The 13144-nt window shown below is 68.4% G+C and carries 13 protein-coding genes; 3 read left to right on the top strand and 10 right to left on the bottom strand.

Translation table 11 applies throughout. The features are described from left to right. The first annotated feature begins 88 nt into the window (after window positions 1-88). Together prfB and AZH51_RS00875 are read left to right on the top strand one after the other, a co-directional pair. Window positions 89-1195 (top strand): peptide chain release factor 2, encoded by a 1107-nt coding sequence (gene prfB / locus AZH51_RS00870; RefSeq protein ID WP_291520334.1) that lies wholly within the window; start codon window positions 89-91, stop codon window positions 1193-1195. Window positions 1196-1201: 6 nt separating this feature from the next. Further along, window positions 1202-1660, top strand: a complete 459-nt coding sequence (locus tag AZH51_RS00875; protein WP_291520335.1) for a TspO/MBR family protein — start codon at window positions 1202-1204, stop codon at window positions 1658-1660. 4 nt (window positions 1661-1664) lie between these two features. Here the strand turns inward: AZH51_RS00875 and AZH51_RS00880 are convergent, their stop codons facing one another. The 8 genes from AZH51_RS00880 to AZH51_RS00915 all read right to left on the bottom strand — a co-directional run bounded on the left by AZH51_RS00880 (window position 1665) and on the right by AZH51_RS00915 (window position 7579). Beyond that, window positions 1665-2960 (bottom strand): LCP family protein, encoded by a 1296-nt coding sequence (locus AZH51_RS00880; RefSeq protein ID WP_291520336.1) that lies wholly within the window; start codon window positions 2958-2960, stop codon window positions 1665-1667. 79 nt (window positions 2961-3039) lie between these two features. After that, window positions 3040-3510: a pilus assembly protein TadG-related protein gene (locus AZH51_RS00885; protein WP_291520337.1), complete on the bottom strand. Its 471-nt coding sequence runs from the start codon at window positions 3508-3510 to the stop codon at window positions 3040-3042. Then, a complete protein-coding gene (locus AZH51_RS00890; protein ID WP_291520338.1) occupies window positions 3507-3947 on the bottom strand; it encodes a pilus assembly protein in 441 nt (146 codons plus the stop codon). Before AZH51_RS00890 ends, AZH51_RS00885 begins: the two co-directional genes overlap by 4 nt. Beyond that, on the bottom strand, window positions 3944-4342 hold the full coding sequence (locus AZH51_RS00895; RefSeq protein ID WP_291520339.1) for a TadE family protein: 399 nt from the start codon (window positions 4340-4342) through the stop codon (window positions 3944-3946). The genes AZH51_RS00890 and AZH51_RS00895 overlap by 4 nt, the downstream gene beginning before the upstream one ends. After that, a complete protein-coding gene (locus tag AZH51_RS00900) occupies window positions 4326-4541 on the bottom strand; it encodes a hypothetical protein (RefSeq protein WP_291521350.1) in 216 nt (71 codons plus the stop codon). The genes AZH51_RS00895 and AZH51_RS00900 overlap by 17 nt, the downstream gene beginning before the upstream one ends. Window positions 4542-4578: 37 nt before the next feature. Continuing rightward, window positions 4579-5502, bottom strand: a complete 924-nt coding sequence (locus AZH51_RS00905; protein ID WP_291520340.1) for a type II secretion system F family protein — start codon at window positions 5500-5502, stop codon at window positions 4579-4581. Next, window positions 5499-6356 carry a type II secretion system F family protein gene (locus tag AZH51_RS00910; protein ID WP_291520341.1) on the bottom strand — a complete coding sequence of 286 codons (858 nt, stop codon included), beginning with the start codon at window positions 6354-6356 and terminating at the stop codon, window positions 5499-5501. Before AZH51_RS00910 ends, AZH51_RS00905 begins: the two co-directional genes overlap by 4 nt. Next, the gene (locus AZH51_RS00915; RefSeq protein ID WP_291521290.1) at window positions 6353-7579 is read right to left on the bottom strand and encodes a CpaF family protein; all 1227 of its coding nucleotides are present in this window, start codon (window positions 7577-7579) and stop codon (window positions 6353-6355) included. The genes AZH51_RS00910 and AZH51_RS00915 overlap by 4 nt, the downstream gene beginning before the upstream one ends. Window positions 7580-7746: 167 nt before the next feature. Here AZH51_RS00915 and AZH51_RS00920 point away from each other — a divergent pair, with 167 nt between their 5' ends. Beyond that, on the top strand, window positions 7747-11499 hold the full coding sequence (locus tag AZH51_RS00920; RefSeq protein ID WP_291520342.1) for an FtsK/SpoIIIE domain-containing protein: 3753 nt from the start codon (window positions 7747-7749) through the stop codon (window positions 11497-11499). A 166-nt stretch (window positions 11500-11665) separates the two neighbouring features. Here AZH51_RS00920 and AZH51_RS00925 read toward each other — a convergent pair whose 3' ends face one another. Continuing rightward, window positions 11666-12268 (bottom strand): GNAT family N-acetyltransferase, encoded by a 603-nt coding sequence (locus AZH51_RS00925; RefSeq protein WP_291520343.1) that lies wholly within the window; start codon window positions 12266-12268, stop codon window positions 11666-11668. Then, a complete protein-coding gene (locus AZH51_RS00930; RefSeq protein ID WP_291520344.1) occupies window positions 12265-13143 on the bottom strand; it encodes a cobalamin-binding protein in 879 nt (292 codons plus the stop codon). The genes AZH51_RS00925 and AZH51_RS00930 overlap by 4 nt, the downstream gene beginning before the upstream one ends. Window position 13144 lies beyond the last annotated feature (1 nt).

The raw sequence follows: 13144 nt of genomic DNA on the forward strand, positions 1-13144 counted from the left end.
CGCCGCCGCTGGCGGACACGGCACGCCGGGGCCCGGCCAACTCCTGCGATTCCGCCGGACGGTGCCCGGCGAAGTAACCTGGACAACCGTGGCCGTCGACTTCCCCGAAGAGATCAAGAAACTGCGCACCACGATGGACTCGGTCCGCGAGGTGACGGATCTGGACACGCTGCGCACCCGCATCAGCGACCTGGAGGCCAAGTCCGGCGCACCGGATCTGTGGGATGACCCCGAGCACGCCCAAGAGGTGACCTCGGCCCTGTCGCGAGCCAACGCAGAACTCGACCGCGTGGAATCGATGGACAGCCGCATCGATGACCTGGAGGTCCTGGTCGAGATGGGCCAGGAAGAGGGCGACGCCGACACGCTCGCCGAAGCCGAAGCGGACCTGGCCACGCTGACCAAGGATGTGGGCGAACTCGAGGTCCGCACGTTGCTGTCCGGCGAGTACGACGAGCGCGCCGCCGTCATCACCATCCGCTCCGGTGCGGGCGGGGTGGATGCCGCCGATTTCGCCGAGATGCTGATGCGGATGTACCTGCGCTGGGCCGAGCGGCACGGGTATCCGACGAAGGTCATGGACACGTCGTACGCCGAAGAGGCGGGGCTCAAGAGCGCAACGTTCGAGGTCAACGTGCCCTACGCCTACGGGAACCTGCAGGTGGAGGCGGGAACGCACCGGTTGGTGCGCATCAGCCCGTTCGACAACCAGGGCCGGCGCCAGACCAGCTTCGCCGCGGTCGAGGTCGTGCCGCTGATCGAGTCGACCGACTCGGTGGAGATCCCGGAGAACGAGATCAAGGTCGATGTGTTCCGCTCCTCCGGCCCTGGTGGGCAGAGCGTGAACACGACCGACTCGGCGGTCCGGATGACGCACATTCCTACCGGCATCGTGGTCTCGATGCAGAACGAAAAGAGCCAGATCCAGAACCGGGCCGCGGCGCTGCGGGTGCTGCAGTCCCGGTTGCTGCTGCTGCGCAAGGAGCAGGAAGCCGCCGAGAAGAAGGAACTGGCCGGCGACATCAAGGCCAGTTGGGGTGACCAGATGCGGTCCTACGTCCTGAACCCCTACCAGATGGTCAAGGATCTGCGCACCGACCACGAAGTGGGTAACACCGCAGCTGTTCTGGATGGCGACATCGATGGTTTCATCGAGGCCGGTATCCGCTGGAAACTGTCGGCCGACAAGGACTGAGGACTCATGCGCTACCTGAAGTGGACCGCTCCGGCCGTTGCTGCGTGCGCTGCCCTGGGAACCCTGGGCACCAAGCCGCAGTCCCCGTGGTACCTGGCGCTGAAGAAGCCCTCGTGGCAGCCGCCGGCCTGGCTCTTCGCGCCGGCGTGGACCACGATCTACTCGCTGACCGCAGTGGCCTCGGCACGCACGCTCGAACGACTACCCACCGATAAGGACCGCCGCGACTACGCCGTGGCGCTGGGCGCGAACCTGGCGCTGAATACCGCGTTCACCTGGGTGTACTTCGTCGGCGAGCAGGTCAAGACCTCCGTGGCCGTCCAGGCCGCTCTCGAAGTCAGCACGTTGGACCTGATCCGGCGTAGCGCCAAGGTAGACATCCCCTCGGCACTGATGCTGGCGCCGTACGCCGCGTGGGGGGCTTTCGCGTTGGCGCTGAACGCCGATATCGCCCGGCGCAACTGAGTTGTCAGTTCGCTGAGTCGGGCACGTCCGGGGACAACTCGTAGGCGCGGGTGGGCGTCATCGGCACCCCTTTCAAGGTGACCGTCTTGTAGGTGCTCACCTGTGCGCAGCCGGTTGCGGAGTCAGCGGTCGTTGCGTAGTCAGGGGCCGACGAACTGGCCGACGCGCTGGGAGTGGCACTCGGCGTACCCGACGTGGATGAACCCGGGCTCTTGGTCTTGGTCGGGGTCGGGGTCGTCTTCTTGTGTGACAGCGACACGTCGTCAGCGATCTTCTTGAACAACGCTTCGGCGTTGGGGGCCAGGATCAGTTCGTTCATGTTGGCCGGGTTGTAGTCGGTCGGCGTGGTGACGAAGGTGATCCGGTTGCTGGGAATGTCCTTGATCTCGAGCAGCAGACTGCTCAGCGCAGTCACGGAGCCGAGGTCGTCATCGACGGTGACGGCCTTGGTCGCAGCATCAGCCAGGTTGTAAACCTTCACCGGGTTCGCCAGGGTCGCCGCCGACTCGACCTGGCGGATCATCGAGGACAGGAACAGGTGCTGGGCGATAGTGCGCCCGACGTCACCACCGTCACCGAAGCCGTGCCGCGTGCGCAGGAACTCCAGGGCCGCCTTGCCCTCCAGGGTGTGGGTGCCCTTCGCCAGTTTCAGGTGCGAATAGGTGTCGTAGACGTTGTTATCGACGCAGACCTCGACACCCCCGACCGCATCGGACATGGTCACCACACCGGCGAAGTCGATGACCACGAAATGGTTGATGGTGATTCCGGTCAGCTGACCGACGGTCTGGGCGGTGCACGAGGGGCCGCCCATCAGGCTGGCGTTGATCCGGTCGGTGCGCGCCGGGATGGTCTTCCCATCGAGGGTGCAGGCGGGAATCTTGACCACCGTGTCACGCGGAATGCTCAGCACGGTCGCGTTCGACCGGTCAGCGGCGATGTGCACGATCATGATGACGTCGGCGTTGGCGCCCTGCGCTTCGGCGGCCGTGTTGGACGTTGCGGTTGTCTTGGCGCAACCACCACCAAGGGCGCAGTTGGCCTCACTGTCCCGGGTGTCCGAACCCATGACCAGGATGTTGATCGGTCCCGTTTGCTTCTCCTTCGCGGTGCCCGCGCCCACCAGAGTCTGCGTCCGGATGTTGCCGTTCAGGTGGTGTAGGAGCAGACCGCCGGTGACACCGATCGCCACGAGAACCACGAGGACGCCGGCGAGGATGCGACGGCGGAGGACGGCGGTGCGGGCTCGACTACGGTTTGCGGAGCGTGAGTCTTCCGACTGTGAAACGGGTTCGGGCACCGGGCGACGATAGTCGGCCAGGCTGTGCGAATCATCAATGGGGCCCGCTCGACCGCTGGACGGTACCTGGGGGCCCTTGTTATTCGGCGGCGGTGTCGGAGCGGGCATCAGACTGCACAGTGATCGTGACGTCCTTGCCGATCAGCGCTAGCAGCCCGCCGGACAACGGCGGATGCACCGTGCCCCGCAGAACCACCCGCGCCGTCCGGCCGTCGGCACTGCCTGTCCCGCCGACCACCGCCCATCCGGTGACCTGGGTGGGTCGGTGCTGCCGGCCCAGGCTGATCGCTGCATCGCTGCGGACGCTCTGGTCGGACAACGTGACCTGCGGACCCACCCCGCCGCGATAGATCGCACCGGGGTCGACGGCGTCGGCGGCGTCCAGGGCAGCCGCATCCGCCGCGTCGATCATCTGCACCCGCGCCAGCTGGACGGCGGTCACGTCGATGCCGCCCATCACCAGTAGGGCCAGGAGTGCGAACAGACCGGCGCCGAGGACCAGCACCCGGCCCTGTTCGGGATCCTGTTGCAATCGCCGCAGCCGGTTCACCGTTTGAACCGATCGACCGCTTCGGTGTGCGTCGCCGAGACCGAGATGCTGGAGGGGACCACGCCACGCAGGAAGTCGGGGATCAAGGGTAGGTCGACCGCCAGGTCGGCCCGCGTCGTCACCGTGCTGCCGCGGGTCAGACACGCCCCACCGCACCGGGCCGTGAGCTTTCCCTGGTTGCCGAAGCCCTGGTCCTGGAAGGCCAGTCGTGCCGCTGCGCTCGCGCGCTGGTTGGCCATCGCGGCGTTATCGGCCGCGACGAAGGTCCGGGCGCTCTCCCTGGCGGCTGCGGTCACCGCGTAGGTGCCCGCCTGCAGCCGGGCCAGCGTGATCACCAGGTAGAAGACCGGTAGGGCCAGGAGAATCCCGACGACCAGGAACTCGATGACGGCCGAGCCGTCCTCCGCACCGCCCAGTCGGCGCCGCAGCGCGTTCACTGCCCCTCCTGGAACGCGCGCCCACTGACGGTCAGGGTTTGCGCCGGACCGAACGGACCAACGATGGGCAGCGGGGCGACGACCGTCACCCGTACGACGCGTGCGCCACCTTCGTTGACCACCTCGGCCCGCACGTCCTGGGCGTAGCGCCCCGCGAGCCCACGGGTGATCATCTCCCGGGTGCGGCTGGCACCGGCCTCAGCCGTCGCGTCGGCGCGAGCACCGAATCGTGCACCCTCGGTCGCGTCGGAGATCAACGTGTTGCGCACGAAGAGGACGAAGCCTACCTGGAACGCGGCCATGAACACCAGGATGAGCAGGGCGCCGACCATAACGAACTCCGCTGGCGCAGAGCCGCTTTCACGGTTGAGTCTGCGCTCAGCCACCCGAGACATTGTGGATCGCCGTGCTGAACATGTTGGTCAGCGCCGGGCCGGCGAACTTCCACAGGGCCGTCACCAGACCGGCCGTCATGATGGTGATCAGCACCCAGCCCGGGACGTCACCTCGCTCCCGCTCATCAGGCGCGGGCAGGTGGGTTCGGGCGATCATGGCGCGCAGGATGCGCTCGTTCAGTCGTCGTGCTGTTTTCATGTCTTCCTCCGGTTGGTTGGTCGTGCGGTGGACGGGTTCACATGTTCAGGTTGAGGATCGAGAGCCCAGGAAAAATGGCGAAAAGGATCGTGACCGGTAGGACCAGGAAGACCACCGGGATCATCATGTAGATCTCCCGCCGGCCGCCGGATTCGATCAGTTGCTGCTTGCTGGCGTCGCGGGCGTCCTGGGCCTGGGCGCGCATCACGTCTGCCAAAGGCGTACCCCGTTCGAGAGCCACTCCGATCCCGTCGACGAAACGGGCGAGGCCGGGCAGACCGGTGCGATCCGACAGCCCCTGCAGCGCCTCCGGAAGCGAGGCACCGGCGCGCGCATCCACCAGGCAGCGCTGCAACTCTGCGGACAGGTGACCGCTGGACAGGTTCGCGATGCGCTCCAGGGCAGCGGCCGCGCCTTCCCCTGCGGTGATCGCCAGCGCCAACATCTCTGCGACGGCGGGGAACTCACCCAGGATGGCCCGCTCACGCGACTCCGCGGCCCGGGTCAGCATCTGGTCGCGCAGGATCACCCCGGCCGCCACGGCGATCGGGATGAGGATGACGTCTGTCAGGGAGGTTCCGCCGTTCATCAGTTGCAGCGTCGCGTAGAGCGCGGCAGCGATCCCGGCGACCAAACCCCACATCGCCTGTTGGGCGCGGAAGCCGTCGACGTCGTCGGGTTGGCCGGCCCGGGCCAACCGGCGGCGGACCGAGGTGGTCCCACCCAGCCAGTGGTCGACCAGGGCACCCGCACGGCGCAGCAGGGGTGCGAGGGCTGCGTTGACCGACAGTTCATCGGTCTTCCCGGCGAGCAGGTGTGAGGGTCGGGGCGAGGTCACGACGTACGGCGCGATGCGGTCGGCCAACGTAGCCTGGCGACGCATCGGCAGGCCGCGCCAGACCAGCAGCAGCCCGCACCCGGCCAGTGCCCCGCACAGCAATCCACTCCAGAGCGGGTTCATCGCATGACCCGTTCCTCGTCGGGCAGTTGACCCAGGCGTCGCATCACCCGATAGGCGACCAGCGAAACCGCGGCCCCGATCGCGAGCACGATGACGCCGGTAGAACTCTGGTAGGCCTGCAATGACTCACCGCGAGTTGCCATGAGTGCCAATACGATCCAGGGCGCGCACAACGCAAGGCGCGCTGCGTTGACCGTCCAGCTCTGGCGCGCTTCGAGCTCGGCCCGGGTCCGGGCATCGTCGCGCAGGAACGAACTGAGGGTGCGCAGGAGGCGGCCCAGGTCGGTGCCCCCGACAGCCCGGGCGATCCGCAGCGATTCGACCAGTCGGTCGGACACCGGGTCGGCCAGATTGTCCTTCAGGCGGTCCAACGCGTCGTTGAACTGCCCGGTCGCACGATAGTCGTGGGCGAAGTCAGCAAAGGCCGGACGCAACTCCTCCGGGCCGCGAACTCCCAGCTGCGCCAACGACTCCGGTAATGCCATCCCTGCGCGAACTGCGGACGCGATGTTGTCGACGACGTCGGGCCAGACCTCACGAAGCACCGTCCGGCGGCGGCGTGCCCGCATCCGGACGAAGGCGAGCGGCGCGTAACCAGCGATCAGTGCGAACGCGGTGCTCACCGGCGCAACGGAGGTCACGGCCATCATCAGGACGAACACCGCCGCACCCGTGATCAAGCACATCGCGACCAACTGGCCCGGGCTGATCGAGCTGTAGCCCGCCTGACCGAGCAGGTCGCGCAACCGGGTCCGCGGGCCGACGCGCTGGGTACGGGTGGACTCCCCCGTGCGCGGCCACCAGGACCACCAGAGGCAGAAGACCCCTGCCCCGAGCAACAGCACCGGGATCATGAGGCTTCCGCCAGGATCGCGGCCACGTCGAATCCTGCGCCCTCGAAACGCTCACGGTGCGGCGGGAAGCCGTCGGCGCGCACCAAGGTGCCCGATCGGCGTACGAACAAGGGCGCCAACTCGATCACGTCGCCCTCGGCGCGACCGGGCACGGCGCAGATCTCCCGTACGACGCGCCGCCCGTCCCGCTCCAACGCCACGTGCACGACGATGTCGATCGCGCTCGCCACGGTGGGGACCACGAAGCTCGAGCTGACGTTCGGGCCGGCCAGCAGCGGCAGCGTGCACATCTTCATGACGGCCTCGCGAGCCGAATTGGCGTGCAGCGTAGCCATTCCCGGCAAACCACTGTTCAAGGCAATCAACAGGTCAAGGCTCTCCTCCTGCCGCACCTCGCCCACGATGATCCGCGACGGCCGCATCCGCAGCGCCTCCTTGACCAGCCGTCGCAACGGAATCTCCCCGGTGCCCTCCAGGCTCGGTTGGCGGCACTGCATCGCCGCCCAGTCACGCAGACCCAGCTTGAGTTCGAAGACCTCCTCGCAGGACACGACGCGCTCGTTGGCGGGGATGGCCGAGGCCAGGCAGTTCAACATGGTGGTCTTGCCCGCCTGGGTCCCGCCGGCGACTAGGACGTTGAGACCGGATGCGACGGAAGCGGCCAGGAATCGTGCTGCGGGAGTAGTGATGGTGCCCAGCGCGACCAGATCCTCCAGTCGGTCGGCGCGGGCGACGAACTTGCGGATGTTGATCAGCCAGTGCGTACGCGAGACATCCGGGATCGTGACGTGCAGACGCGAGCCGTCCGGCAGGGTCGCGTCAACGAAAGGAGAGCTCAAATCTATGCGGCGACCGCTCGGCTTGAGCATCCGCTCGACCAGACTGCGCACCTGCTCGGCGGTCAGCATGGTGCTGGTCAACTCGGTCTTTCCGTGCCGGGCGATGAAGACGCGCGACGGCTCGTTCACCCAGATCTCCTCGACGCTGGGGTCGTCCAGGTAGGGCTGCAGCGGACCGAAACCCGCAACCGCATCAAGGACCTGCCGGTGCGCCGAGGCACTGTCCGGCAACGGATCCAGTCCGCCGTGCAGCGCGCGCTCTTCATAGTCGCGCACCGCAGCCCGGACCAGGTCGGCCACCGCGTCATGATCGCGCGCCGGGTCCAATCGCTGGCGACGGATCAGTTCCCTGACCTCGCCCTCGACCAACTGGACGCCGTTCATGAAGTCCCCCTCTATGGCATCGCTTCCCCAAGCGGTGAGCACGATGAAAGCCGATCCGAGGTAGCCCGTGGGGGTTTCCACAGCCGACTTTAAGAAACCTTTACGCCAGCGTGCACTTATCCCCAGCGTGTCCTGCATGAGATCCCACGAGGCCGCACACTGCGGCAATGACGACGCTGCGGTTAACGATCCACGAGGGCACCGTGAGCCGGGACGTCGTGGTGCGAGCCCGCACGGGCACGCGGTGGGCAGACGTTGTGGCCTCGAATCCCGCTGTGCCGCAGACACTTTTCACTGGTACCCGGAAGATCGCGGACACCGACCTCGTCGGTGCCGCCCCGTTGTCACACGCCGCCGTGCTCAGCACCGCACCAACCGTGGTGCCAGTACGCCATCTCCTCGAGCTGCACGTTATCGAAGGACCGGGCGCTGGCGCGTGGGTGCCGCTGGGCGCCGAGAGCGTCACGGTGGGCCGGGGCCGGGACTGCGTCCTGCAGGTACCGGACCCCTGCGTCAGTCGCCATCACCTCAGCTTCAGATTGGACTCCGGGCGGGTGGTCGTGGCCGCTCAGGACGCCACGAACGGCACCCTCATTGACGGTGAGCCACTCACCGCCACCCGAGAACTGACCATCGGCAGCCGGATCGTCATCGGCGACACCGCGCTGGAACTGGTCCGCCGCGACTCGGTGCCTACCGCGGCGTGGCCGGACGCGCCACCAGCAGTGCAGATCCGCGTCCCGTCCGCTCCACCGCCTCCCGAGCGCCGGCCCTGGCCGTTGGTCATGGCGTTGCTGCCTCTCGCGGTCGCCGGCGGCGCGGCGCTCCTGCTGCACAACCCGATGTTCCTGATGTTCGCGGTGCTGTCGCCGGTGATGCTGCTGGCCCAGTACCTCACCGACCGGCGCGGCGGCTCCCGGTCCCACCGCCGCGCGGTGGCTGCGTACCGGGAGGAGTTGGAGCGGGCCGAGCGTGAGGTGCGGCGCGCGCTGGAGCATGAGGTCGCCGTACGCCGAGTGCGGACTCCCGCCCTCGGCACCACTTTGCGCGTGGCCAGGTCGCAGTCGTCTGCCCGATGGTCGCGCAACCCCACCGCCGAGATGCGGGTCCGCCTGGGCACGGGAGTCGTCCCGTCTGGGGTGAGCCGGCGCTCGGACCGTCACACGTTCGGCGAAGCCGACGCCGACCCGGTCGAGCTGACCGACGCACCGGTCGAGATCGACCTACGCGCCGCGGGTCGGGTCGAGATCGCCGGGCCGAGGCGGCACCTGCTGGCGCAGTCGCTCATCACCCAGATCGCTACCTGGTTCTCTCCGCACGATCTGCAGATTCACATCTGCTGCTCTGAGACGAATCGCGCTGCGTGGCAATGGCTTCGGTTCCTGCCCCACGTGCTGCCAGCGCCAGACGCGACGCCTCGGATCGGACCGCAGGGCGCGGTCCACACCCCTGACACGAGTCTGCTGATGGTCACCGACGGCCTCGACCAACCTGCTCCGGCAGGCGCCGTGGTGCTGGCCCTGGTCGACGACAGCACACCGCGGCCGGGTCGCATCGTGACCACCGATCTCGCTGACCACCAAACACTCGACCTGCCCGCGCCCGGCCACGCGGAAGCCGCAGTCCGCGCGCTGGCCGCTGCCGGCGGATCAGTGACCGGACGCACCGGCCTGCCCACCGAGATCTCGTTGATCGACCTGCTGCGCGACGAGCGCGGCATCAATCCCACGGATCCGGCAGAGGTCATCCGCTCGTGGTCAAGGGCCTCGGACCGGGTGCTGCTCGGACGCACGGCCGAGGCGCCATGGGAGGTGAGTCTGCCGGTCGACGGACCACACGCCCTCATCGCCGGCACGACCGGTGCCGGTAAGTCCGGTCTGCTGCAGACGTTCCTGGTGTCGTGGGCGCTGCACCGATCGCCCCAGGAGTTGAACTACGTGCTCATCGACTACAAAGGCGGTGCTGCGTTCTCGGGATGCGCCAGCTTACCGCACACGGTGGGCATGGTCACCGATCTCGACGCGGCCCTCACGGCCCGGGCCTTGCGCTCCCTCCAGGCGGAGATCCGACGGCGCGAACGACTTCTCGCCGCCGCCCGTGCCGCCGATTACGCCGCCTACCGGGAGGGCGGAGGATCGTTGCCACGCCTGGTCCTGGTAATCGACGAGTTCCGCGTCCTCTCCGACGAGTTGCCGGACTTCGTCCACGGGCTGGTGCGGCTGGCAGCGGTCGGACGGTCGCTGGGGATCCATCTGGTGTTAGCCACCCAGCGACCCGCGGGAGTGGTCTCGGCCGATATCCGGGCAAACCTGGATCTGCGAATCGCATTGCGGCTCAATGACGTTACTGATTCACGGGATGTCATCGACGCTGACGACGCCGCCCGTCTGGATCCTGGGTTGCCGGGGCGGGCGGTCGCCCTTCGGTCCGGCGGGACCCGGCAACTGGTCCAGGTTGCGCGGGTGAGCGGCTACACGCCGTGTCGCGATGCCGCACCGCAAGTGTTGCCCGTCGATCCACTGACCGGCGTGCCGCAGCCCGGCAGCGAGCGCGCAGATGATGACGATCTCAGCCGCATTGCGGCGGCCATCCGGCGGGCCCACGAACGTCTCGGCGCGCCGCCGCCGCATCGACCGTGGCTGCCGCCGTTGCCAACGCAGATCACCGCCGAGGACCACGGTCCGGGTGGGGCCCCGCTGGGCATGATCGATCGGCCCGACGAGCAACGACAGGAGTGGGCGGACTGGCGGGTGCAGGACGGAAACCTGCTCATCGCCGGTGGTCCGGCCAGCGGTCGCAGCACCGTCCTGCGCACCCTCGCCGTCGGCAGCCGGGAGCCGGTCTATCTCCTGGCGACCGCCAAAACCTTTACACAAGAGCACAATCCACAGCTCGGAGCGGTCGTGGGATTCGACGAGCACGCCCGGGTCCACCGGTTGCTCACCTGGTTGGAGGACCGCATCGCGACCTCCGCCTCGGACCCGGTGCGGTTGCTGATCGACGACTGGGACAGCCTGCAGGCGCGGACCGACGCGGCGTCGCTGACCCTCAGCGACCGGTTGCTGGCGATCATGCGCGACGGACCGCGTGCTGGAGTCGTGACCGCGGTCGCGGGAGGCCGCGGGGTCGTCAGCGGTCGGGTGTCCGGGCTGGCCGCCCGACGGCTCTGCCTCACCAGTAGCGGCGCTGACGATCTGGTCCTGCTCGGGGTGCGTCCCGCGCAGGTGCCTTCGCTCGCGGCCCCGGGTCGGGGGCTGCTGCTGCCGGACGACGCCGAGATCCAGTGTGCGCTCCCCGGCCGCCCAGCCGCTGACCCAGCGATCGCCGTACGTTTCGATCCCCTTCCGGCAGTGATCGACTCGCTACCCGCGGGCGCGTTCGGCGTCGGCCTCGACGGACCGGTCAGGTGGACGGCCGATGACCGGACCGTCCTCATCGTCGGAGCCCCGGGCAGCGGCCGCACGACCGCGCTGCGGGCCAGCGCGAGCGCCGACCCGGGCCCGTCCTTCTGGCTGTGCGGACCGGATCCGGACCTCACGCGATGGGCGGACGAGCACCCCGGAGGCACCATCTACGTCGACGACGCCGACCACCTTGCCGGTACGCCGATCGAGGGCGTGCTGGTGGATCTCACCGCCCGCCACCGGCTGGTCGTGAGCTCGTCACTGGCCGCGGCCACGGCCGCGTTCACCGGCCTGCTGCCGCTACTGAAACGCGCCGGTACCGGTGTGATCCTGCAACCGGGCCCGCGCGACGGTGACGTGCTCGGCGTCAGCCTGCCCACGTCGTACGACGAGGGGCCCGGTTCTGGTGTCCTGGTGCGTCGCGGACAGATCACGCAGGTGCGTACGTGGGCGCCACCAGTGGACTCCCAGCGGATGTCACCATCCACCCTCCCGCATGCACAGGAGTTGACATGAAACGATGTCTCGCGGTTGCGGCCACCTTCACCGCAAGGGAGCGGTCCTGCGACTGCCCCCCTCCGGCGGTAAGCCGGTGGTCCTGCAGCAGGTCTCCCAGCCGGGTGCCGTCGCCGGGTCCGCCGAACGCCAAGGTTCTGCTGTATTCGCTCTACCCGGGCAAGAACTAGGTGATCCGCTTCCCGAACCACTGGGTGCCCTCCGGCGAGGGCAGCGGGGTGAACCCGAGTCGGTGGTAGAACGCGATGGCGCCGGAGTTGTCCTTGGCGGCGCCCAGATGGACTCCGGGTACGCCGCGTGCCACCAGGGCGGCGCACAGCACCTCGATCAGCCGGCGGCCAAAACCGTTGCCCTGCAGGACCGGAAGCAGATCAACGTGCAGGTGCGCGGGGTACTCGGCGGCCAGCGGATCGCGCGTGGAGGCGTAGGTGTATCCCACCTCTGTCACCAGTTCCTGGGTCGTCGTCGGGTGCGCGGCGCGCGGGTAGCGGTGGGCGACACTCGGCCACCACTGGGTTGCGAACCACTGGTCGAACTCCAGGGTGTCCGCGGTCGCGACCAGATAGCCGGCCGGCGGCCTCTTCCCGTCGGCCACCACCCAGGCGAGGTCCGGGCAATGCACCAGATACGGGGTGAGATAGATGTCCGGCAGCAGACTGGGCGGATCGAAAAGGCCGGTTGCATCGCCGCCCGTGGCACCCGTTCGGACGCACACGTCCGCCAGCGCATCCTCATCACCGGGTCGGAACGGTCGGATCTTCCAACTCATCGCAGCCGCAACGGTTTCCACGACTGGTCAGGGACGGGGACATCGTGCAGCAACGCGGCGAGCGCCTCCACCCCGTCCACCAACCGTGGGCCGGGCCGGGCGAACGAGGCGTTCGCGTCGACCGCCCAGACGGGAACGTCCGGCAGGTGGTCCAGGATCTCCCGGCCGAGACGCGCAGAGTCGTCGACGCCGTACCCGCAGGGCGCCACCACGACCACCTCCGGCCCCGAGGCGGACACCGCCGCCCAGTCCACGCGCTCGGAGCGCTCACCAACGACACCCAGGGCCGGCTCGCCACCGGCCATCGTCACCATCTCGGGGATCCAGTGCCCGGGCGCGAACGGCGGATCGGTCCACTCCAGCACCAACACTCGCGGCCGGGGCCGGTCCGCCACGGCCCGGGCGACATCGGCCAGTCGCGCCCGCAACCGCGTGACCAGGGCGTCGGCTGCGTCGTCGTGGCCGGTCGCCGCCCCCAGGGTCCGGATCGAGTCCAGCACCTGCTCCATCGTGTGCGGATCGATCGTCAGCACCTGCGCGGTGCAGCCCAGATACGCCAGTGCGTCGTCCACGACGGAGACATCGACCGCGCACACCGCGCACAGGTCCTGGGTCACGACCAGATCGGCGTCCAACGAACGCAGCGCGTCGGCGTCGAGGTGGTAGAGATCCTCACCCCGCGCCAGCGCAGCCGCGACGTAGTCGTCGATCTCGCGGGGCGAAAGTCCCTGCGGCATGGCTGAATTCGAGATGATCGTGCGCTCCAACGCCTCCGGTGGCGTGTCGCATTCGAAAGTCACACCCACTACGTCGTCGCCCGCGCCGATCGCGAAGAGGATCTCCGTGGTCGACGGCAGGAGGGACACGATACGCACG

The organism is Branchiibius sp. NY16-3462-2 (genome assembly GCF_001594145.1).
Lineage (GTDB): Bacteria > Actinomycetota > Actinomycetes > Actinomycetales > Dermatophilaceae > Branchiibius.

Bases quoted from the DNA above. Each gene is read 5' to 3' on its own strand.
- AZH51_RS00920 (WP_291520342.1), top strand. From the start codon at position 7,747: ATGACGACGCTGCGGTTAACGATCCACGAGGGCACCGTGAGCCGGGAC.
- AZH51_RS00875 (WP_291520335.1), top strand. From the start codon at position 1,202: ATGCGCTACCTGAAGTGGACCGCTCCGGCCGTTGCTGCGTGCGCTGCC.
- AZH51_RS00900 (WP_291521350.1), bottom strand. From the start codon at position 4,541: ATGAAAACAGCACGACGACTGAACGAGCGCATCCTGCGCGCCATGATC.
- AZH51_RS00905 (WP_291520340.1), bottom strand. From the start codon at position 5,502: ATGAACCCGCTCTGGAGTGGATTGCTGTGCGGGGCACTGGCCGGGTGC.
- AZH51_RS00925 (WP_291520343.1), bottom strand. From the start codon at position 12,268: ATGAGTTGGAAGATCCGACCGTTCCGACCCGGTGATGAGGATGCGCTG.
- AZH51_RS00910 (WP_291520341.1), bottom strand. From the start codon at position 6,356: ATGATCCCGGTGCTGTTGCTCGGGGCAGGGGTCTTCTGCCTCTGGTGG.
- AZH51_RS00915 (WP_291521290.1), bottom strand. From the start codon at position 7,579: ATGAACGGCGTCCAGTTGGTCGAGGGCGAGGTCAGGGAACTGATCCGT.
- AZH51_RS00895 (WP_291520339.1), bottom strand. From the start codon at position 4,342: ATGTCTCGGGTGGCTGAGCGCAGACTCAACCGTGAAAGCGGCTCTGCG.